Raw genomic sequence first — 22633 nt, 5'->3', positions numbered from 1 at the left:
GCAGAAAGAATTTGTACTTTTGGCGACTCTAAACAGAAACAAATTAAATACATATAAAAATTATGGCACTACAAGTTACAGATGCAAATTTTGAAGAGTTGGTAAACTCTGGTAAGCCTATGGTCCTTGACTTTTGGGCAGAATGGTGTGGTCCTTGCCGCATGGTCGCTCCGATCATCGACGAGTTGGCAACCGAATATGAAGGCCGTGTGACAATCGGCAAAATGGATGTGGACAACAACAACGATGTGGTTGCACAGTTTGGTATCCGCAACATCCCGACCGTTCTTTTCTTCAAAGACGGACAGGTAGTGGACAAGCAGGTCGGAGCTGCTCCAAAACCTACATTCGTCTCTAAAATCGACGCACTTTTATAATTTCATAGCGCGGAGCATTTCGCGTTTTCCGGGAGGGCCGGGTATTCTTTCGACAGAATATCCGGCTTTCTGCATCATACGGCGTACGGCACCTTTGGCACAGTAGGTGGTCAAAATTCCTCCTTCCGCCATATGTCCATACAATTTGTCGAATATTTCCTGGTTCCACATTTCCGGCTGCTTGTCCGGGGCAAAAGCATCGAAATAGACAAGGCCGATCCCTTCGGGCAGATCGCAAGTATTGCTGTCCCCCTGTATCTTATGTAAAATGAAACGTTCGGTGATGGCAACCTCCCGGTTCCAGGCAGCGGCATGCAAAACACGGAACAGTTCTTTCTTTTCGGGACAGACCACCTCCCCATAGTTCAATGCCTGTACAAGCCCGGGTTCAAGGGGGTATAACTCGATGGAATAATAATTGACGACACGCTCGTTCTTTTCCGCATCCAGCAAGGTAAGGAAAGCATTCAAACCAGTACCGAAACCGATCTCAAAAACGACAAGCTCCTTTCCCGTATGATGGTGCAACCCGGCCTCAATAAACACATGGCGCGATTCCTGCACCGCCCCGTTTACCGAATGATAGTGTTCATCCATTTCCGGAATAAATAATGTATGGCTGCCATCGGCCGTCTGCTGCAATTCCCGCTTCATTTGATTTTCGTCTTATTTCGTCATTATTTTGATCTTGCAAAGATATAAAAATATAGAATTGATTACTTTTGTAACCTATTATTACAAATTCCCGTAAGACTGGCTACAACTTATGAATTTAAGACTCTTTCTTCTCTTACTATTCCTGACCTGTATTCAGATCATACAGGCTCAAAAGAATTATTCCATAAAAGGGATCGTGAAAGAGACGGCAAGTGGCGAGCCAATACCTTATGCTACTGTCGTTATCTGGAATACGACACACGGAACGGCAACAGATTCCACCGGAAATTTTGAAATAACAGGAATTGCCCCGGGCAGTTACCGGCTACAGGCTTCATTTATCGGATATAAGCCAACGGTAACGGCAGAATTCCGCGTGGCCAATAAAGATATCTTCTTCCCGATCGAACTCGAAACGGCCAGTGAGAGCCTGCAGGAAGTAAGCATCGTCGCCTCCCCGTTCCGGAAAACGGCAGAAAGCCCGTTGGGACTGCGCGTTATCGGTTTTAAAGAGATAGAGAAAAGTGCCGGAGGAAACCGGGATATCTCGCGTGTCGTACAATCCTTTCCGGGAGTGGCCTCTACGGCAGCTTTCCGGAACGACCTGATGGTAAGGGGCGGCGGACCGTCGGAAAACCGTTTCTTTCTGGATGGAGTAGAAATCCCCAATATCAATCACTTCTCTACACAGGGGGCATCCGGCGGACCGGTCGGAATCATCAATCCGGACTTCATACGTGAAGTCAATTTCTATTCTGCGGCATTTCCTGCTGCCAGGGGGAATGCGCTCAGTTCCGTGCTCGACTTCAAGCTGCAGGACGGAAACAAAGAAAAATTCTCTTTGCGGGGAGTGGTCGGCGCCTCCGATGTCGGTCTATCGGCAAACGGCCCGATAGGCAACAAGACGACTTACCAGGTTTCCATACGCCGTTCGTACCTGCAATTCCTGTTCGACATGATCGGATTACCCTTTCTTCCGACCTTTACGGATGCCCAGTTCAAAATCAAACATGCTTTTAATAAGAAAAACGAACTGACCTTTATCGGATTGGGAGCCATTGACGACATGAAGCTGAACACCGGGAAGGACGATCTTAGCGAGAAAAACCAATACATACTGGCCTACCTGCCGGTCGTAAAACAAAAGACTTACACATTGGGTGCCGTTTACAAACATTTTTCAGGGCGTAATATACACTCCCTGATCGTAAGCCGTAGCCAGATGAACAATAAAAACATCAAATATCAGGATAATGATGAAAGCACACCTGAAAACTTAATGTTGGATTACCGCTCGGATGAAATAGAGAATAAGTTCCGCAGCGAAAATATCTTCCGTTTGCCCTATATCCAGTTGCAAGCAGGAGGAAACATCGATTATTCGGAATATACAAACACAACTTTTCAGAAACTATATACCACCATCCCCCGGGAACTCCATTATCAGACAGACCTGGGCATCTGGAAATGGGGACTGTATGCTACAGCTATATACGAAAGCAATAACGAACGCTTTACGGCATCTTTGGGGGTACGGGCGGATGCCAACGGATATTCTTCGGAAATGAACAACCTGCTGGACCAGCTCTCCCCGCGCCTCTCGCTCTCTTACCGCCTGTTCGGAGACATTTATCTGAATGCAAACGCAGGAAGATATTACGAATTGCCCCCTTATACGGTCCTTGGATTCAAAGACAACCAGGGTAATTATATAAACAAAGATAACCGGTTGAGCTATATCCGGAGCGATCAGGCCGGGATCGGATTGGAATACCGTCCTTCCTCCTATCTGAAATTTACGGCGGAAGGATTCTACAAGAAATATGATCACTACCCGATGTCACTGACCGACAGCATTCCGCTTGCCTCAAAAGGGACCGATTACGGCGTACTGGGAAATGAAGCCGTCAATTCTACTGCAACCGGAAGAGCTTACGGGATGGAACTGATGGGACGCTGGTATAATTATAAGGGATTGACATTTATTGCCTCCTATACTTATGTCCGAAGCGAATTTAAGGACGGACGGGGTAGTGGCCAATACATTCCATCCGCCTGGGACAACCGCCATCTTTTTACTTTCAGCGGGACCTATGCCTTACCCAGGAATTGGGATATAGGAACGAAACTACGGATAGTGGGAGGCGCGCCCTATACACCTTATGATGTCGAGAAGAGCAGTTTTGTCGATGCCTGGGATGCCAGTGGCAACCTTTATTATGACTACAGCCGGTTCAACAGTGAACGTCTGAAGCCTTTTACCCAACTGGATATCCGGATAGACAAAACATTCTATCTGAAAAAGTTTATGATAGGGGCTTATATCGACTTGCAGAACGTGCTAAATTCAAAATACAAAGAACAGGATGTATATATTAAAACTGGCAAAATATTAAATCCGGATGCCCCTCGGGAACAACAACGTTATGAACTAAAACCGGTTGAACGCCGCACCGGGACGCTCCTGCCCAGTATCGGCCTTATGATAGAACTTTAAAATGTTCTGATTTATGCTTAGTTATATCAAATAATTTTTATTTTTGCATACGAATTCCCAAAAGATTAATTTAGGAGTTTCAGAACAATCTTTATTTCATGAATAAATCATCGGATTACTACATAAAACAAACGTGGCGATTCTTTTTCATGGTCATTAGTTTACTCTTCACATGCCAAGTTCATGCTGATGATAGTAATCCTATTTTAATTATCAGCTCCTACAATCCGGATACCCGCAATACGACACAAAATATTTCCGAGTTCATGGAAGAATACAAACAGCTTGGCGGGACCTCGCCTGTTGTAATCGAAAACATGAACTGCAAGAGCCTCCCCGAAGCTCCCCTCTGGAAAGCAAGGATGGAGAACCTGCTGAAGAAATATCAGGGGGAAAACAAGCCTAAGCTGATCGTAATCCTCGGACAGGAAGGGTGGGCCTCCTATCTTTCGTTAGACGACAGCAGCATACGGAATATCCCGATCTTATGCGGCATGGTCAGCCGGAACGCGGTACTATTGCCTGACAGCAGCATCAACCTGTCCGAATGGGACCCCGAAAGTGTAGATATAGATGAGCTTAAAAGCAAAGAGCAGAACTTGGGCGGATTCGTCTACAATTATGATATTAAAGCAAACGTAGAGCTGGTCCGCAAGTTGTATCCGAGCACGAAACATATCGCCTTGGTTACCGACAACAGTTACGGAGGTATTTCCCTTCAAGCCTTAGTCAAAAAAGAAATCAGCCGGATAGACGGTATAGACTTCATCCCGCTGGACGGACGGAAAAACGACATTTATAATATCATCGAAGAAATCAAACGCCTACCTTCGGAAAGCGCCATTCTTCTGGGTACCTGGCGTGTGGATGTAAATGACGGGTATTATGTCGGAAACGCCACTTATACCATGATGCTCGCCAATCCGAAAGTTCCGGCATTTTCGTTGACATCCATCGGATTAAGCCATTGGGCGATCGGTGGCTATATACCTAAATACCGTTCGATCGGAAAGGACCTGGCCCGTCAGGCCGTACATGTTTTAGCGAATCGATCGGCCAAGTTCAATCCGGAAACGATTCCCAACGTATATACGTTTGATGCTAAAAAATTAAAGGAACGGGGGATCGCGACAAAAAGTCTGCCACCCCATTCCGTATTGATCAATACGGAAGTAGGATTGTTCGTGCAATATAAATTTGAAATCCTGTTAATCATTTCCGTCGTCTTGTTGTTGTTCCTGATCATGGTGCTCTACTACTATTTGCGCACCAGCAAACTGAAAAACAGATTGCTGATCCTGATCGAGAAACAGAAAGAAGATGAAATCGAGCTCCGGAAAGCAAAAGACAAAGCGGAAGAATCCGACCGCCTGAAATCAGCATTCCTCGCCAACATGAGCCACGAAATCCGTACGCCGCTGAATGCCATCGTCGGTTTCTCCAATCTGTTGACAATCGCAGAGAACGAAGAAGAGCGGGACGAATATATCAATATCATCAGCAGTAACAACGAGCTGCTCCTCCAATTGATCAATGACATTCTGGATGTGGCCAAGATTGAGGCCGGGACATTGGAATTTATTGATTCGGAGGTGGATATTAACGCGTTATTATCCGACATCGAACAATCCTCCCGCCTGAAAGCATCCGAGGGTGTGCAGGTTTCCTTTGTCGAGAAAATGCCTCACTGTGTAATCATGACGGACAAGAACCGCTTAGCACAGGTTGTTACAAACTTCATCAACAACGCCATTAAGTTTACCGAAGAGGGCAGTATCCGGTTCGGTTACCGCCGCCAGGACAACAAACTGCGATTCTATGTTACCGATACCGGATGCGGCATCGAGTCTGAAAAAATAGATATGGTTTTCAACCGTTTCGTCAAACTGAACAGTTTTGCACAGGGAACAGGCTTGGGGCTTGCAATCTGCCAGATGATTATAAAGAAATTAGGCGGCGAGATCGGTGTGGAATCCGAATTTGGGAAAGGTTCGACCTTCTGGTTCACGCTGCCCGATTCAATCATTCTCAACGTAAAAAAACAGCCTAAAAAAGAAGTGGAGGAAAAGACAGAGGAACCTGCAAGCGAAACTCCTACAAAAGCGACGTTATTGATTGCCGAAGACAACGAAAGTAACTATATTCTGATTCAGGCAGTCCTGAAAGACTACAATTTACTGCATGCCCATGACGGATGTGAAGCGGTCCGGTTATATCGTGAACACCAGCCGGATATGATCCTGATGGATCTTAAAATGCCGAATATGGACGGGTATGAAGCGACTGCCGAGATAAGAAAAGAAGACCCGCATGTCCCGATCATTGCAGTTACCGCTTTCGCTTTCGCCGAAGACGAACAACGGGTAAAGCAAAGCGGCTTCAACGGATATGCAGCAAAACCGATCAAACCGGCAGAGCTGAAAAACCTCATCAACCAATATCTCTCGTAAAGGCTATCCGTAAACCGTTCCTACAGGACGCGGGTTTGGGGAAATTGCAGGGTAAAAGTCGTCCCTTTCTCCTCTTCCGAAACAACGGTAATACTTCCCCCGTGGCGGTTCATGATCTGGCGGCAAACGCTCAGACCGATGCCCGAACCTCCCTGCTTAGTCGTAAAGAACGGGACAAAGACCTTATCCATCGCTTCCGGCACGATACCGCAGCCATTGTCGGAAACGGTGATAACCGGAACCCCTTCACGCCTGAAAGCATTCACCCGTACTTCCGGAAAGGAACAATCTTTACAGGCCTCGGCTGCATTCTTCAATAAATTAATAAGCACCTGCTCGATCATCGAGCGGTCGGCATAAACCCGCAAATCAGTCGGACGGACAGAAAATGAGAACGAAACATCTCCGGCAGGATACAAACCCCGTAAATCGTCGAACAGGGAGGAAACCGGAAACAATTGCTGTGTAGGGGCCGGAATACGTGTCAGTTTCCGGTAGTTCTCGACGAAATCCAACAAGCCTTTACTCCGGCGGTGTATCGTCTGCATGGCCTGAAGCATGATTCCGTAATCCCGTTCATTCAGTCCGTTGGATGCAGCCCGCTCCGTCACCGTCTCCGACAAAGAGATAATCGGGGCGATCGAGTTCATGATCTCGTGTGTGAGAACCCGGATCAATTTCTGCCAAGCCTCCGTTTCCGCCTCCGACACCACCACATTATATAAACGGGTACGAAAAGCGGACAACGCTTCATTCATGGCACGTGTCAGGCTGGCCTCCGCACCGCCCGCCGACGGGACCGGAAAAGAAAGGTTCATATCTCCATACCGGATATTGGCGATCAGGTGCTCCATCCGCTGCAACATTTTCCGTTGATCCAGATAGAGGGAAAAAGCAATACCCAACAAAATCAGAAAGCACATGACCGCCGTAAAATACAATCCTTTCAATAGCAGGAATGCAATCGAAAGAGACAACAATATCAACAATCCTATTTTCAAGAAAAGAACATATCGTTTCATAGGCCCAGTTTATCCAGTTTCCGGTACAGGGCAAAACGGGTAATCCCCAACAGTTCGGCTGCACGGGTGATATTCCCGTCGGCACGGCGCAGGGCGCGTTCGATCGCTTCTTTCTCAAGCACGCCCAGATTCAGTTCGTCGGACAGTTCCCCTTTTTTATGGACGGGAGCCGGATGAAGCATAAAGTTTTCAGGCTTCAGCATGGAGCCGTCCGACAGGATAACAGCGCGCTCGATGGCATGTTGCAACTCGCGGACATTACCGGGCCAGGCATAACTTTGGAGTTTCGTTTTTGCATCCCGGGTAAGCCCCGTCAGTTTCTTCTTATACTTACGGGCATAGCGGTTCAGAAAATGGTCGGCCAACAACAGGATATCATTGCCCCGTTCCCGAAGCGGCGGGATATGCAGCTCGATCGTATTGATGCGGTATAGCAAATCCTGGCGGAACGTCCCTTCCTGCACCATCTCCCGGATATTCATGTTCGTCGCGGAAATCAAGCGGACATCGATCGGCACGGAACGGGTCGCTCCCAACCGCAGGATCTGCCTTTTCTCGATAGCCGTCAACAGTTTCGCCTGCATCGGCAGACTCAGATTACCGATCTCGTCCAGGAACAAAGTGCCTCCGGAAGCCACTTCCATACGTCCGGGCTTATCGCGCCGGGCATCCGTAAAAGCACCTTTCTCATACCCGAACAGCTCGCTCTCGAACAGCTGTTCCGGGATGCTTCCCAAATCGATGCTGACAAAAACCTGGCTGCTTCGGGGAGAATGATGGTAAAGGGCACGGGCAATCAGATCCTTCCCGGTTCCGTTCTCTCCCAGGATCAGGATATTGGCATCCGTATCTTTCAGCTTGGAAACAGTAGCAAACAGTTCCTGCATGACATCGCTCTCTCCTATAATCTCAAAACCGGTCTCTTCGGAACTTTCCAACACCTCGACGCGCTGTTTCAGCGTGTTGACCTCCGTACGGCTTTCGCGCAGTTTCAATGCAGCCGAAAGAGTTGCCAACAGTTTTTCTTTTTCCCAGGGTTTCGGGATGAAATCCGTAGCACCGGCTTTTATGGCACGTACGGCTTTTTCCGTATCGGCATAAGCCGTAATAAAAAGGACCACCGCATCCGGATCAGCCGCCTTTATCTTTTCCAGCCAGAAAAAGCCTTCCTGCCCACTGATTGCATCCCGCCGAAAATTCATATCCAACAGGATGACATCCGGCTGGAAAGTCGACATAAAATGTTCGATCCGCTCGGGCTGTGTCGTCACCTTCACCTGTTCGACATATGGCTCCAACAACAGATTTAAGGCGAAGAGGACATCTTCGTTATCATCGATGATTAAAATCTTTCCGTTCTTCATATTTTACCAATCACTTCAATATCGACAAAGATAGTGATTATAAGAACGGGATGTATGTGCGCTTATGCACGTTTTTTGTGCACTTATGCACAACGAACAGGCAAACTATTTTCCTCATTCACATAAAAGACAACCACTTACAAGTATGGCACATTATTTGTCTTTCATCAGGCATGAAACAGATTTTATCCATACTTATATGTGTATTGTTCCCGCTGCAACTATGGGGGCAGAAAACACTTACCCTGACACTGGGCGAAGCGATCGAAATGGCGCGCCAACATTCACCGGAGGCTATTGCCGCCCGGCATGCTTTCAGGGCCTCTTACTGGAACTGGCGCTCTTTCCGGGCCAAACAACTGCCAAGCCTGACGCTGACTTCCGATCCGAGCCTGAACCGCTCCATCCAGTCGGTGACGCTTGAAGACGGTAGTGATAAATTCGTACACCGGAACCAGTTGTCGGTCGACGCCGGGCTGGAAATCCAGCAGAATATCGCCCTGACAGGCGGTACGGTGTTACTGAAGACCGGACTCCAACGGTTAGATATGTTCACCGACAACGTCTCATCATATAAAAGTACTCCGGTGGTCATCGGATATGAACAAAACCTGTTTGGTTACAACGACCTCAAATGGGAACGCCGGATCGAGCCGATTAAATTCGAAGAAGCGAAAAAAGCTTACATCGAAACACTCGAACTGGTAGCCGCCTACACAACCAACCGCTTTTTCAACTTAGCAAGCGCACAGACCTCGTTAGAGATCGCGGAATATAATTTTGCATATGCCGACACGCTCTACCGCTACGCGCAAGGACGTTACAACATCGGGACAATTACTGAAAACGAAATGCTCCAACTCGAACTCAACAAGCTGACCGAGCAGACCAACCGCCTGAACGCGCAGATAGACGTGGACGATTACATCCAGTCGCTACGCAGCTACTTAGGTATTTCGGAAAACATCACGCTGGCGGTAATCCCGGACGACAGCATTCCCCGCTTCACGGTCAACGTCGAAGAGGCCATGCAATTAGCTTTCCAGAACAATCCGGATATCAGCGCTTTCGAACGCCGCCGCCTGGAAAGCGAAAGCTCCGTTGCCGAAGCAAAAGCCAACCGGGGATTCAAAGCCGAACTATACGCCCAGTTCGGTTTGACACAGAGCAACGAGAAACTGAAAGAGTCCTACCGCAACCCGATGGACCAACAGTTAGTGACGCTCGGCATCCGTATTCCGATCCTGGACTGGGGCGTAGGAAAAGGACGGGTCAAGGTGGCCAAAAGCAACCGTGACAAAGTCTATACCCAATTAGAACAGGAACGGATGGATTTCGAACTAAATGTCGCCAAGATGGTCAAGCAATTCAACCTGCAAGCCAACAAAGTCATGATTGCAGAGAAAACCGACCAGACGGCACAACGCCGCAACGACGTGGCCCGCCGGCTTTATCTGCTCGGTAAATCAAGCATCCTCGACCTGAATGCCGCCATCTCAGAAAAGGATAACTCACGCCGGGCGTATATCTCGGCCTTGTATAATTACTGGAGTCTTTATTATGGCCTCCGCAGCCTGACGGGCTACGATTTCGAGAAGCAGATTCCGATTGTTGAGGATTATGAACTATTGCTAAAATAAAAACAACATACAATGGATAAACCTATTGCTAAGAAACCCGTTTATTACCGCTACCGCTGGCATATTGCCGGAGGAGTCGCCTTTGTTGCCCTTCTTGTTTATGTAGGGATCGCCGCATCGGGAGGCAGAAAACTCCGTACCGAAGCCGAGAACCTGATTATCGGTGAAGCCACCAGCGACAAATTCCTGGAATATGTGGATGTGGAAGGCGTCGTTCAGCCCATCCTTACCATCCAGATCAATGCCCGCGAGGCTGGCAGCGTAGACCGTATCATTGCCGAAGAAGGAACAATGATGAGCAAGGGAGACACGATACTGACTCTCAGCAATCCCGATCTGATCCGCACCATCGAGGATCAGCAGGATGAATGGGAAAAGCAGTTGATCTCCTACCAGGAGAAAGAGATCGAAATGGAACAGAAGAGCATCGACCTGCAACAAAAGACCTTAGAGACAACCTACGAACTAAACCGCCTCAAGAAAAGCTATGCCCTCGACGAAGAGGAATTCCACATGGGCGTCAAAAGCAAGGCGCAGTTAGAAGTAGCCCGCGACGAGTTCGACTATAAGACCCGCAGTACCGCCCTGCAACTGGAAGGCCTCCGCCACGACAGCGCCGCCACCATCCTACGCCGGGAATTGATGAAGAACGACCTCGAACGGGAACGGAAGAAGTTCGACCGCGCCCGGGAGCGCATGGAAGACCTGATTGTCCGCGCTCCCCTCTCCGGCCAGCTCAGCTTCGTCAAAGTGACGCCCGGCCAGCAGGTGCAAAGCACTGAAGCGATCGCAGAGGTCAAAGTGCTCGACCAGTTCAAGATACACACCTCCCTCAGTGAATATTATATCGACCGAATCACAACCGGGCTTCCCGCCACCATCACCTGGCAGAGCAAGAAGTTCCCGCTGCGGATCACCAAAGTCGTCCCGGAGGTGAAAGACCGTAACTTCGATGTCGACCTGGTCTTTACCGAGACAAGCCCCGAAAATGTCCGCATCGGCAAAAGCTTCCGTGTCCAGATCGAGCTGGGACAACCGGAAGAAGCCCTCGTCATCCCGCGTGGCGATTTCTTCCAGACCACCGGCGGACAATGGATCTACAAGCTGAACGAATCCGGCACAAAAGCCCGCAAGACCCCGATCAGCATCGGCCGACAAAACCCGCAGCAATACGAAATAACCGGCGGTCTGCAACCGGGCGACAAGGTGATTGTCACGGGATATAGTACCTTTGGCGACGCGGAAGAATTGATTTTAAAATAAACGAATCTCTACAAATGAAAATTATACTATTAGCATTACGATCGCTGACACGTTTCAGACTTTACAGTGCCATCAACATTATGGGGTTGGCGCTGAGTCTGGCGTGTGTCATTACTTTATCCCGATATATTTATCAGGAAACGACTGTCGATCATTTCCACAAACATTTGGACCGCCTGTATTTTACGACGCTCCAATATCAGAATTCCCCGATGATACGTTTTTCCGGTAGCTCCAATATGAATAACGAACCCGATTACAAGGAGCCGTTAGAAGATATTGCGATTGAACAAAGCACGACATTCATCCCCATGCAGCAATATGATATCTACTCTGAAAACAGGAAGTTCACAGCAGACCTATTCGCTGTAGACACCAGCTTTCTGCAAATACTGGATTTTCCTGTTCTCGCCGGAAACAGAAAAACGTTGATGCTTAAACCGGAAAGTGCCGTAATCACCCGGGAAATGGCACAAAAACTATTCGGGAATGAGAACCCGATCGGCAAAACGATATCTTTCACATTCGGGAATCCTGTTACAATCGAAGGGATCATCGGGACTCCTGCAGGAAAAAGCACGCTGCATTTCGACATACTCATATCTGAATCTATGCAGAAAAAGTGGTCAAGAATGCCTCAAAGTATCGCTCTGCTTTATCCGGGAAGTGACCTGAAACAGGTAAACAAACGACTGGATTATTATATGTATATGAAAGCTGGAGACCGCTACCAACAGTACCAGTTCTTCCCTATGAAGAAAATATACTTTGACCATACCATACAGGATCTCAATTTATTCAATAAAGGAAATAAGACAAATGTCCAAATATTATCGATCGTCACTCTTTTAATCCTGATTATAGGATTTGTCAACTTTACGAATATTTACACGGTACTCATACAAAAACGGTCACGTGAATTCGGTATGAAAAAGGTATTCGGAGCTAAACGTCTCCACCTGTTCGGACAAATTTACATAGAAAATATATTTATCATAACTTGCGCTCTTTTTGTCGGATGGGTATTTATCGAGTTGACACAAAAATATTTGAGCACTCAATGGGGAATCTCCCAATCAAACGATTGGCGGCTGAATCTTTCATTGATGCTTATTTTAATCGTGCTTCTTCCGATAGTAACTTCTTCTCACCCTTTCTTCAAATATGGGTACAGCACTCCTATCCGATCATTACAATCTGTTAGCAGAAAAGGTAACTCGATCGTTTCAAGAAGCCTTTTCTTGGTTATCCAATACGGCATATCGATCTCACTCATTATCGTATCGTTGTTTTTCATCAAACAATTGCATTTCATGCTGAACTACGACAATGGATACCAAACGAAAGATATCATCAAAACTCAATTCCTCCGTAGTAATTATGCCCTGGATGACACCTACGAACAAGCAACTGCAAAGAATGAGAAACAAAAACAACTCTACCATGTCATCACGACTAAAATGAACGAGTCAACCCTGTTCACAGACTGGGCTTACGGAGAGAGCCCTTACGAATATAGAGAACCAGATATCCAATTCGAATCCCAGGGAAAGAAACTGATGGTTGTCTATAATAACATAGACGAAAAATACATGAAGATATACGATTTTCAAATGGTAGAAGGACGCGGTTGGAACGACTCGACCGACCATTTTGGCACATACGACTTGATCATCAATGAGACAGCTAAAAGGGCATTCGGCATTACCGATATTGCGACAGCTAAATTACAACCTGAACACAGGTTATGGTGGAGCTCCGATATGCCGGATATGGATAAGAATCCCGCTTATAACATTGTCGGTGTAGTTAAAGATTTTCAAATCGGACATCTGTCTCAGGCCACACTTCCGCTCGTTTTCGCTTACGACATAGGATATCCTTATAGCCGTTTGACGGCACATATCGTTCCGGGCAAGCGGCAGGAAGCAATCCTTTTCCTGCAAAAACTGCATGAAGAAACTGTCGGAGGCGAATTTATCTATTCTTTTGCAGAGGATGAGATAAAAGCCATTTATAAAGAAGACAAGAAAGTAACCAGTATCTATACGGCATTTGCATTGATCGCAATCCTGATCTCTTCATTGGGGCTGTTCGGACTATCGCTGTTCGATGTACAGCAACGCTACCGGGAAATAGCCATCCGCAAAGTCAACGGGGCAACAACGGCTATCATCATGCAAATGCTGCTACGAAAATACTATAAGCTGCTTGCTATCGCATTTCTCATAGCAACCCCTGTCTCCTGGCTTGCCATCCACAAATACCTGGAAAACTTTGCACACAAAGCCAGTATATCCTGGTGGTTGTTTGCCGTGGCCATAGTCATCACGGGCAGTATCTCCCTGCTTACATTGATCTGGCAAACCCGGAGAGCCGCACGGATGAATCCGGCGATAGCGATTAAGAACGAATAAATTATTAGACCATGCTATTACAACACTACATTAAAATTGCATTTCGTAATCTGTTAAAATATAAGGTTCAGTCAATCATCAGTATCGTCGGGTTAGCTATCGGGCTGATCTGTTTTACTTATGGCTGGAACTGGTATCGGTATGAGACCTCTTATGACGGATTCTATCCACAGGCTTCCAATATTTACAGAGTGTACGGGATAGATAAACAAACCGGGAAGAAGGTAGAACAGTTGCCACTTATACTGGCACGGAAACTGAAAAAGGATTTTCCGGAAGTGAAAGAGACGACACAGATCTATTCCAAATTCGGCTCGACTTTCCACTACGGAAAGACAAGGCTCGAAGACCCGGACGAAGAGTTTATAGATGAACAGTATTTTCATTTCTTTCCGCGCCCGGTGATTTGCGGCAAGAAAGACGATATCCTGAAAACACTGGATGAAATAGCTGTGACCCGCTCTTTTGCCGTGAAGTATTTCAAAACACCGGAAGAGGCTTTAGGTAAAACACTACGGAACGGATACCGTGAACATATTACGATCGTATCCGTCCTCGAAGATGCCCCTAAAAACTCAATGATGCAAACCGATGTGTACGAGCTCGACAAATTCGACCACGAACGGGAAAACCGTATCACAGAAGAGATGCAATGGAAGCAACAAAGCACAATAATATATCTGATGCTGGAACCCACGACCAACATCCAGGCATTCGAGAAAAAGATCAACGCTTATATAAGCGAACACGATTACAACCGCTCTTTACGGCTGAAGCTGGCACGCCTGACGGAGGTCCGCCATACGTTCGGAAGCGAATTGACTTTCAACCTCTCCTATATCCGGACTTTCACGATTACCGGGCTACTCTTACTGCTCTGCGTATTCTTTAACTTCACAAACCTGCTTCTCAACCGTATCTATTTACGAAACAAAGAAATGAAACTGAGAAACGCAATCGGGGCAGACAAAAAGAATATGATCTTCCAATTGTTATTGGAACTGACACTACTCGTCTGGATCAGTTTTCTGCTTGCCTGCTGCCTGTTGGAAATAACAGCCGGAGGGTTCTCCCGTATCTTCGAGACGACATTGCAGCAAGATGTACTGTTCAGCCATTTATGTATCATCACCGGTATTAGCTGGCTCTTGCTGACGGGAATCTGCCTGCCGCTCTTCCTGCGCTTCGTCCGTACTCCTTCCCTACTGGTTTCAGGGGGTATCGCACCTACCCGGAAAAGTACTTTCCGTAAAACAAGCATGACACTCCAGTTGGGCATCTGTATTTTCTTCCTGATGAGCACGTTTATCATGTCCCGGCAAATCTCCTTTATGAAGCATAAAGACTTGGGGTTCAAAAAGGATGGTTTGATTCAACTTGCAATGACATTCAACGACCGGGAAGGCATAAGTCGGGAGATATCGACGCTCGCCATTTTAAAAGGATTCACGCAGGCCGGGATATTCTCTATCACGCATGAACCGCAGACTCAGAACGAGGTTGAATGGGACGGCAAATCATTGGATTTCGCTCCGAACTTCCAGGTGCTCCAAGTCGGCAGTAACTTCCCCGAAGTATTCGACATACCGATAGTAAAAGGCCGGTTTGTCGATGAAGCTGACATGACGTCGGGAAACAACCCAAGATTCCCCTGCACGAAAGCAGTTATCAATGAAGAAGCCGCCCGTATCATGAATGTGGGCGATCCGATCGGGAAAAAGATCAGCGTATGGGACTACTCCACCTATAGCGACGGGACAAGAGGGCGTGCAGAAATGGAAATCGTCGGTGTTATCAAAGACTTTCAGTCAGCCAGCCTGCGAAACCCGATCCTGCCACAAGTCATCGTGATTGATGGTAGCAAATGGACCAGTTATGCTTATTATGCCCGTACCGAACCCGGAAAAGAAAAAGCGGCGATCAAAGCGATTCGGAATGTCTTTAAGAAACACGCCAAACAAGGCGACCCATCCACTTGCGAAGTGCAGTCCATAAACCAGATACTCGATCAGATCAGCACCTCCGAGAATGCCAGTCTGCAACTGTTCACGCTGTTAGCCGTATTCTGTACACTGATCTCCATTTTCGGGCTTTACTCTATTTCGTCCAGTAATATGGAACAGCGGCGGAAAGAGATTGCAGTCCGGAAAGTAATGGGAGCTTCGGCCCGGACAATTGTCGAGATGTTCTTCCGGGAATATCTGGCCATTGTGCTGATAGCCAATCTGCTCGCCCTGCCGCTCGCCTGGCTGTTCATGCAAAACTGGTTACAGCAGTATGCTTACCGGAGCAGTGTGCAGCCCTGGATGTATATAGCAATCATCCTGTTTACAACTATCATTATTATATGTACGGTATTGTATCAGACAATCCGGGCGGCACGGACCAATCCGGCGGAAACGATTAAATCGGAATAAAAGAAACAAACAACATGATACTACATTATATTAAAATTGCATACTGTACCATACTCCGATATAAATTACAAAACGCGATCTCTGTTGCGGGATTGTCCGTCGGACTGCTTTGTTTCAGCCTCTGTTTGTACTGCAGTCGCTTTATGCTGAGTATCGACTCTTGTTTCCGGCATCACAAACGGATTGCCGACATTCAGTTATATCTCGACAACAAACCTTTTTCCGGTACACCAGCCTCTTTTGCCGAAGTTCTGAAATCCATGCAATATCCGGAAATAGAAGATCTTTGCCGCACGGTGTACGCAAGTGAACGCCCGTTCAACGTATGGCTGCAAGAAGAGAAAAGTCTTCCCTATACATTCCAGACAATGGAGGTCGACACATCCTATTACCACATTTTTACGCCTGATATTCTTTTCGGAAGCTGGCAGCAAGCAGCCAATTCCGCCAATTCGGCTGTCATAACGGAAACGACAGCCCGAAAGGTGTTTAAAAACGCATCCGAAGCAATCGGCAAACAGCTGGAACTAAGCAAACGCCTATTCACGTCTCCCGAATCCACTCCTGAAACAGGCGGCATCTATTACACTATACGGGCCGTCATCAAAGACCTGCCCACCAACACCAGTATGCATCTGATGGAAAACATCGACCTGCTGACACTTAACGACAGTGAAGGATTGTTTACTTTTAAGGGGGACGAGAATATGACAGGATGCTGTACGTATGCTCTGTTGCGGCAAGGAAAACGCCCTGCTGAACTGGATCGGCACTTTATCGACAGGAAACAGAGCTATCCCCTTTTTAAATACAATACAAACGTCAAAAGCCTGCAAATCGGACACGACAAAACGATCCGGATGGTAACCAATGGTATCTCCTGGCTTACCGGGACTATCGGTCTGTTAATCCTGCTGACCGGATTACTGAACTTCTTTTATTTCATGATCGGGCAGTTTATGAGCCGTACCCACGAATATAGTATCCGGAAAGTAAACGGCAGTAGCAGTTTCCAATTGTTCGTCCAACTTTTTACCCAATCCTTCCTGTTAATCGCCTTAACAGCGGTCCTGACAGGATGCCTGCTGGAGCAAATCGGTTCCGGATTACAAATCGACCTGTTCAAAATCCATTTGACATTCGATTCGAGCCTGTTATTGTTACAAACCGGAGAATATATCCTTCTGATTCTGTTGGCTTGCATGGCTGTTTGCCTGCTGACAGTTCTGCGCATCCGGCGGATATCAATTCAGAAGGGTATCCGTGGCGGAGAACTGCGGGCAGGAAAACATTATCTGCGAAACACCATGTTAGGTATACAGTTTTTTATCTGCTGGCTATTTGTGTCTTTGACATTTGCCCTCTATCTGCAAACACAAACAACGACAAAAGCCATCTTCAACACGCTCAGTATGCAGGAGAAAGAATCCATCTTCAGCTTCTCCCTCGATTATTCGTTTATGAAAACAGAAGAGAAACTGGACATTGTAAACCGTATCAGGCAGCAAGCCGGCGTAAAAGATGTACTACTGGTCGATGAGCCTTACACCGAAGAACCAAGCCATACAGGTTTTTATAAAGACATAGACAATAAAGATAGCGGCATGGAAGTGCAGTTGCTCCGCATCTCACCCAACTTCTTCACATTCATGCAGATTCCTCTACAGTCCGGACGGACTTTCAGTAATAAGGGAGAGATACTGGTAGACGAGACATTCATGCAGAAACATCCGGACATACAATCCGGCACGTCATTATATAATTATGCGGATGCCTATTCCCTGTGCGGCGTCGCGTCTTCCTTCTTCCCAGATATTTACAACGGGAATATAGGGACTGTTTTCCTGCCCGCCGACTTGGATAAAGAAATCGGGCATTGCTATATCAAGACATATCCCGGACAGGAGAAACAGATCAGGGAACATATCTATACCGTATTGCGAGAGGTGTTGCCATCCAGCGTCCAACCTTATGTCCGGACTTTTAAAGAGGATATAAACGAAAAGCAAGCACTCGAAAGCAAGTTGAAAGGCATCATCCTGTTCTTCACGATCGTCTGCCTCATCATCACCCTGTTAGGCGTATATTCCGCCATCACCCTCGACACCGAGCACCGGCAAAAGGAGGTGGCAGTACGGAAAGTAAACGGAGCCAGCTCGATGGCCATCATCCGCCTGTTCGCCCTCTTCTATATCAAGCTATTGCTGTTCTCTGCACTCCCGGCACTTGCTTTAGTCATCCTGATCCTACATTTCTGGAAACAGATGTACATTGTATTCTTCGAACAAGGATTCTTCTACTGGGGCAGCATCTTCTTCACGATCCTGCTACTGACAACCTGTACCGTCATCTTCCGCATCCGGAAAGCGGCCAACCAGAACCCGGCGGAGGTGATCAAGACAGAATAATTAATAAACAACAAGCATAATGTTATACCACTACATCAAAATAGCGTTCCGCAACCTCCGGAAGTACAGGCTTCAGTCTGTCATCAGCATCCTCGGGCTGGCAATCGGGTTTACCTGCTTTGCCTTGTCTTCGCTTTGGATACGGTATGAACTTACGTACGACACGTTCCGGGAAGGAGTAGACCGGATGTATTATGTCCGGGCAGAATCGGAAACCGACGACCAGGGTGTTTCCAGTGTTACGCCTTATCCGCTTTCCAGCTATTTGAAGGAAACTTTTCCGGAGGTGGAGGAATCATGCAATACCGGTGCATGGAATTCCGAGTTTACTTATAAAGGGAAAAAGCAGGAAGCGTTTGAAATGTCGACAGACTCTACAGTCGAACGTATGTTCGAAATCAAGATTATTTCCGGCAACCGGGATTTCATGATCCCGAAAAGTAATAAGATTGCAATTACAGACAAGCTCGCCCGAAAAGTCTTCGGGAATGCGGACCCGTTGGGAGAGAAACTGAAAATATGGTCCGACGAAGTTGAGATATGCGCCATTGTTGCCGGCCAGAACCGGCACTCCAACTTCCCGTTTGAAATATTAGAACCGCCCGCTATTATAAATGAATGGGGCGTTGCTAACTGCCAAACATATATAAAGGTTCGTCCCGGCACAGATATGAAAGCATTCAGCCAGAAGCTCTACCAGCACGAAATAGAAAAGGGGAAAAATAAACTGACTCATCTTGTCCTGACGCCTGTCACAGCCATGCGTTATGACCGACCGATAGAAGAACCGACCGTTAAGTTCGATCATATCCTCCTTTTCGCCCTTGCCGGCGGACTGGTGATTTTGTGTGCGCTGTTCAACTACCTGACATTGTTTGCCAACCGCATACGGATACGGAGCAAAGAGATCGGCCTCAGGAAAGTGTGCGGATCGTCCAACGGGAACTTATTCGCGCTTTTTGCCTCTGAATACCTGTTGACACTTTTCATTGCACTCCTGACAGGATTAGTCCTGATCGAGCTCATATTACCAACGTTTCAGGAGCTGTCAAATGTAAAGACAGACGCATCCGGCCTCTATCTGGAAACATTCATTTATTTCGGGCTCATCAGCCTATTGGCTTTTCTGTTCTCCCTGTTTCCCATCTACTATTTCCGGAAACGCTCGTTGCAAAAAGCGCTTAGAGGTTCTACAGACGGAAAAGGGAAAAACATCTTCCCGAAAGTCAGCCTGACGCTGCAACTGATCATCAGTATCGGATTCATCTTTTGCTCATCTGTATTTATCAAGCAGATTTATCACCTGCACACAACCGACCTCGGACTGGCGCGGGCAGACCGGGGCTGCGTACGCATATATCCCGTGACGGACGGACTGAAAGAAGAGATCGCCAAGCTCCCCTCCATCGCAGAGGTCTATCCGGACAAACACGATGCGCTATTCCCCTGCCATTCCCGTTTTTACCGCTACTTTACGGAGTGGGAAGGCAAGCCGGCTTCTACGGAAGGCATCACGATCCAGTCGATCCCGTGCAGCAACCGCTATTTCAAGTTTTACGGTCTGCAACTCCTGAAAGGCAAGCTGCCGGAAGGGAACACGAAAGACCACATATTGATCAATGAGGCGGCAGTAAAAGCACTGGGCATCGGCGATCCGATCGGCAAAACGCTCAGTCTCAAAGACTATCCTGGCCATACGGTCGACGGCGTCATCAAAGACTTCTACATCGCTCCGCCGACCATTCCGGTCAAACCGGTCATGCTCGACTTCAGCCCGATGGGGAAAAACCCCGAAGACGACTATTCGACCACCGTCATCTTCCGCCATCAGCCCGGTAGCAGCAAACTATGCAAACAGCAGATCGAGCAATTGGTAAAGAAGATGCAACCCAATGCGATCGACACAAACATATCTTTTATGGAAGAGGAATACGAAAAGTTCTTGAAATCAGAGCAAGCACTACTCAAGATGCTCGACTTCGTAACGCTCGTCTGCATCCTGATCTCACTGTTCGGCGTCTTCTCGCAAGTGACGCTTGATTGCGAACAACGCAGAAAAGAGATTGCCGTCCGCAAGGTAAACGGGGCAACAGCTTCAGACATCATGCGCCTGTTCTTCGCCACGAACCTGCGCCTGTTGTGTATCGCTTCGATCATCGCCTTCCCCGCCGGTTATCTGATCATGAAGTCGTGGATCGAAAACTACGTCTTGCAGACAACGATCAGTTGGTGGCTCTATCCGGCAATATGGCTTGTCCTCGTTCTGCTCCTGACGCTCTGCACCGGCTGGCGCATCCACAGGGCGGCCAACCAGAACCCGGCGGAGGTGATCAAGACGGAATAAAAACATTTTTACATAAGGAAAAAACACGAATCTACCGGCATCCCGGCACTAATCCGCATACACTGTTGTTTATCAGCAAAGTATCGATGCCGACAGATTCGCCAACCCGGCACTGACCCGGCATTAACCCGGCACAACCCGGCATTTCCTGGTTCAAACTACATATCTTCCAGTGTCAAACAGGCGGTTTCTATCTCATATTTGAAAAACAACTTTGTACGGATAGCCTCCACTTTCTGCTCAAACAGCTCCGGTTTGAAGCTCTTACGTTGCCGTTTCACTTCTGCAATAAAAACCTTTTTTTCTTTCGCATAAATAGCGACTATGTCTATTTCATTCGGATTCTTATTCCCTTTTGCGTTCTCCCACCAGGAACCGATATTACGGAATTGCTGACGCTCCTTCAACTGTTCCCTGAAATACTTCTCCAGTACAAAGCCGGAGTAAGTCGGATAATCCTCCTTTATCACATCTGCCAAGCCCTTCAGATAGCCGGATTGGACGAAATCCTGATATTTGACAACATATCTGAACCAGAAACGGAGAAAGTTATCTGCGATCTCATAGCGGACAGTCTGTGTCGCTTCTTTGGAAAGGATCGGCCGCTTCTTGACTATTACTTCATAATCCACCTCGAGGCGTTTCAATAGTCCGCCGATACTGACATCACCAAAAGCCTCTGTGATTTCGGGAATGGTATTTTTACCAGAAGCAATAGACGCCAATATCGAATAATAGTTGCCATATTTCTTGCCAAACTCTTGGATAAGGAGGATATTTCCTTCTTCCAGGAACGTCGAATTTTCCTGGATCATGCAATCGACCATCTCTTCCATCGTGTAGCATTTCCTGTCAACAAGCATTTCTATATATTTGGGAATCCCGCCGGTAAAAGTATACAACGCCAACAGATCGTCATTGGTATAATCCGGATTATAATCCAAAAGAATCTCTTTCAGGACAGAAAGACTAAACGGTTGCAACTTGATCATCTGATCGGTACGACCATACAACGGCTCTTTGGCATCCTGAAAAATACGATGCATCAATGTATAAACCGAACCACTTACAATCAGGTTGACATGCGTCTCCTTACGATATCTATCCCAAAGGTCCTGCATCTCGCTATAGACGGACGGATTGATATAAAAGAACTCCTGGAACTCGTCAATCACCAGGTTAAACGCCATTGTCCGTCCGAAGTTCATCAACATCTCAAAGATATCCGCAAAAGAATTGACGGATTCGGGGACAAAAACACCCAGCGACCGGTTCACAGTCTTAGCGAACTTACTACACAACATCGCCTCATTGCTCCGGCTTACAAACAAGTAAACGGTCGGCGTATCTTCGCACGCTTTCAGGATCAGGCTGGTTTTGCCGATACGCCTGCGGCCCGTCATCACCGTAAACCGCGAATAGTCTGTGAAAGCCAACTGCCGGACTTCCTTTAATGATTTGAGTTCATCTTCCCGATTATAAAACTTCATACGTTTATGCCTCCTGCTCTCTATTAAATTAAATTTAGCCATGAATAGAAGCAACTACTGCTTAAATTCAAACAAAAATAAAAGTAATTCAGCATAATAGCAAATTTAGCCGCCGCTAAATTAACCGCCGCTAAATTTGCGGCCACATTTGCATCACCCGACATCCAACCTGCTATAAACTATCTCATACACAAGGAACAACTACTCCAAAGACAGGCAGAAAGTAATCCGCGGATAGGCAGGGAGTAATAATTGGGTCTACACCGTATCTCAAATAGGATGTACAG

The 22633-nt window shown here is 47.1% G+C and carries 13 protein-coding genes; 9 read left to right on the top strand and 4 right to left on the bottom strand.

Going from position 1 to position 22633, the window contains the following annotated elements; genetic code table 11:
* Positions 1-62: 62 nt before the first annotated feature.
* Positions 63-377, top strand: coding sequence for a thioredoxin (gene trxA / locus DWW90_RS15785; protein ID WP_115500281.1), 315 nt, complete (start codon positions 63-65; stop codon positions 375-377).
* Here the strand turns inward: trxA and mnmD are convergent.
* The gene (mnmD, locus tag DWW90_RS15780; protein WP_122345656.1) at positions 372-1031 is read right to left on the bottom strand and encodes a tRNA (5-methylaminomethyl-2-thiouridine)(34)-methyltransferase MnmD; all 660 of its coding nucleotides are present in this window, start codon (positions 1029-1031) and stop codon (positions 372-374) included. The two genes, trxA and mnmD, sit on opposite strands and share 6 nt — an antisense overlap.
* Before the next feature lie 112 nt (positions 1032-1143).
* Here mnmD and DWW90_RS15775 point away from each other — a divergent pair, with 112 nt between their 5' ends.
* Positions 1144-3531 carry a TonB-dependent receptor gene (locus DWW90_RS15775; RefSeq protein ID WP_122345655.1) on the top strand — a complete coding sequence of 796 codons (2388 nt, stop codon included), beginning with the start codon at positions 1144-1146 and terminating at the stop codon, positions 3529-3531.
* Positions 3532-3629: 98 nt separating this feature from the next.
* On the top strand, positions 3630-5981 hold the full coding sequence (locus DWW90_RS15770; protein WP_122345654.1) for an ATP-binding protein: 2352 nt from the start codon (positions 3630-3632) through the stop codon (positions 5979-5981).
* Positions 5982-6001: 20 nt separating this feature from the next.
* On the opposite strand, the gene DWW90_RS15765 is transcribed toward DWW90_RS15770, so the two are convergent.
* Positions 6002-7003 (bottom strand): PAS domain-containing sensor histidine kinase, encoded by a 1002-nt coding sequence (locus tag DWW90_RS15765; RefSeq protein WP_122345653.1) that lies wholly within the window; start codon positions 7001-7003, stop codon positions 6002-6004.
* The gene (locus DWW90_RS15760; RefSeq protein WP_122345652.1) at positions 7000-8367 is read right to left on the bottom strand and encodes a sigma-54 dependent transcriptional regulator; all 1368 of its coding nucleotides are present in this window, start codon (positions 8365-8367) and stop codon (positions 7000-7002) included. Before DWW90_RS15760 ends, DWW90_RS15765 begins: the two co-directional genes overlap by 4 nt.
* 173 nt (positions 8368-8540) lie before the next feature.
* On the opposite strand from DWW90_RS15760, the gene DWW90_RS15755 reads away from it, so the two are divergent.
* From DWW90_RS15755 to DWW90_RS15730, 6 genes are read left to right on the top strand one after another with little or no spacing between them, the layout of a single operon-like run.
* On the top strand, positions 8541-10007 hold the full coding sequence (locus tag DWW90_RS15755) for a TolC family protein (protein ID WP_122332723.1): 1467 nt from the start codon (positions 8541-8543) through the stop codon (positions 10005-10007).
* 12 nt (positions 10008-10019) lie between these two features.
* A complete protein-coding gene (locus DWW90_RS15750; RefSeq protein ID WP_122345651.1) occupies positions 10020-11270 on the top strand; it encodes an efflux RND transporter periplasmic adaptor subunit in 1251 nt (416 codons plus the stop codon).
* A gap of 14 nt (positions 11271-11284) precedes the next feature.
* Positions 11285-13687, top strand: coding sequence for an ABC transporter permease (locus DWW90_RS15745; RefSeq protein ID WP_122345650.1), 2403 nt, complete (start codon positions 11285-11287; stop codon positions 13685-13687).
* Positions 13688-13698: 11 nt separating this feature from the next.
* On the top strand, positions 13699-16104 hold the full coding sequence (locus DWW90_RS15740; RefSeq protein WP_122345649.1) for an ABC transporter permease: 2406 nt from the start codon (positions 13699-13701) through the stop codon (positions 16102-16104).
* A 14-nt stretch (positions 16105-16118) separates the two neighbouring features.
* On the top strand, positions 16119-18512 hold the full coding sequence (locus tag DWW90_RS15735; protein WP_122345648.1) for an ABC transporter permease: 2394 nt from the start codon (positions 16119-16121) through the stop codon (positions 18510-18512).
* Positions 18513-18531: 19 nt separating this feature from the next.
* Positions 18532-20856, top strand: coding sequence for an ABC transporter permease (locus tag DWW90_RS15730; protein WP_122345647.1), 2325 nt, complete (start codon positions 18532-18534; stop codon positions 20854-20856).
* A 158-nt stretch (positions 20857-21014) separates the two neighbouring features.
* Here DWW90_RS15730 and DWW90_RS15725 read toward each other — a convergent pair whose 3' ends face one another.
* The gene (locus DWW90_RS15725) at positions 21015-22346 is read right to left on the bottom strand and encodes an ATP-binding protein (protein WP_122345672.1); all 1332 of its coding nucleotides are present in this window, start codon (positions 22344-22346) and stop codon (positions 21015-21017) included.
* Positions 22347-22633 lie beyond the last annotated feature (287 nt).

Source organism: Parabacteroides sp. AF17-28 (genome assembly GCF_003479205.1).
Lineage (GTDB): Bacteria > Bacteroidota > Bacteroidia > Bacteroidales > Tannerellaceae > Parabacteroides > Parabacteroides acidifaciens.
This window is presented reverse-complemented; position numbering and strand designations above follow the sequence as displayed.

Coding starts and splice junctions, on each gene's coding strand:
- trxA (WP_115500281.1), top strand. CDS start 63: ATGGCACTACAAGTTACAGATGCAAATTTTGAAGAGTTGGTAAACTCT.
- DWW90_RS15730 (WP_122345647.1), top strand. CDS start 18,532: ATGTTATACCACTACATCAAAATAGCGTTCCGCAACCTCCGGAAGTAC.
- DWW90_RS15750 (WP_122345651.1), top strand. CDS start 10,020: ATGGATAAACCTATTGCTAAGAAACCCGTTTATTACCGCTACCGCTGG.
- DWW90_RS15760 (WP_122345652.1), bottom strand. CDS start 8,367: ATGAAGAACGGAAAGATTTTAATCATCGATGATAACGAAGATGTCCTC.
- DWW90_RS15745 (WP_122345650.1), top strand. CDS start 11,285: ATGAAAATTATACTATTAGCATTACGATCGCTGACACGTTTCAGACTT.
- DWW90_RS15740 (WP_122345649.1), top strand. CDS start 13,699: ATGCTATTACAACACTACATTAAAATTGCATTTCGTAATCTGTTAAAA.
- mnmD (WP_122345656.1), bottom strand. CDS start 1,031: ATGAAGCGGGAATTGCAGCAGACGGCCGATGGCAGCCATACATTATTT.
- DWW90_RS15765 (WP_122345653.1), bottom strand. CDS start 7,003: ATGAAACGATATGTTCTTTTCTTGAAAATAGGATTGTTGATATTGTTG.
- DWW90_RS15775 (WP_122345655.1), top strand. CDS start 1,144: ATGAATTTAAGACTCTTTCTTCTCTTACTATTCCTGACCTGTATTCAG.
- DWW90_RS15770 (WP_122345654.1), top strand. CDS start 3,630: ATGAATAAATCATCGGATTACTACATAAAACAAACGTGGCGATTCTTT.
- DWW90_RS15735 (WP_122345648.1), top strand. CDS start 16,119: ATGATACTACATTATATTAAAATTGCATACTGTACCATACTCCGATAT.
- DWW90_RS15725 (WP_122345672.1), bottom strand. CDS start 22,346: ATGAAGTTTTATAATCGGGAAGATGAACTCAAATCATTAAAGGAAGTC.
- DWW90_RS15755 (WP_122332723.1), top strand. CDS start 8,541: ATGAAACAGATTTTATCCATACTTATATGTGTATTGTTCCCGCTGCAA.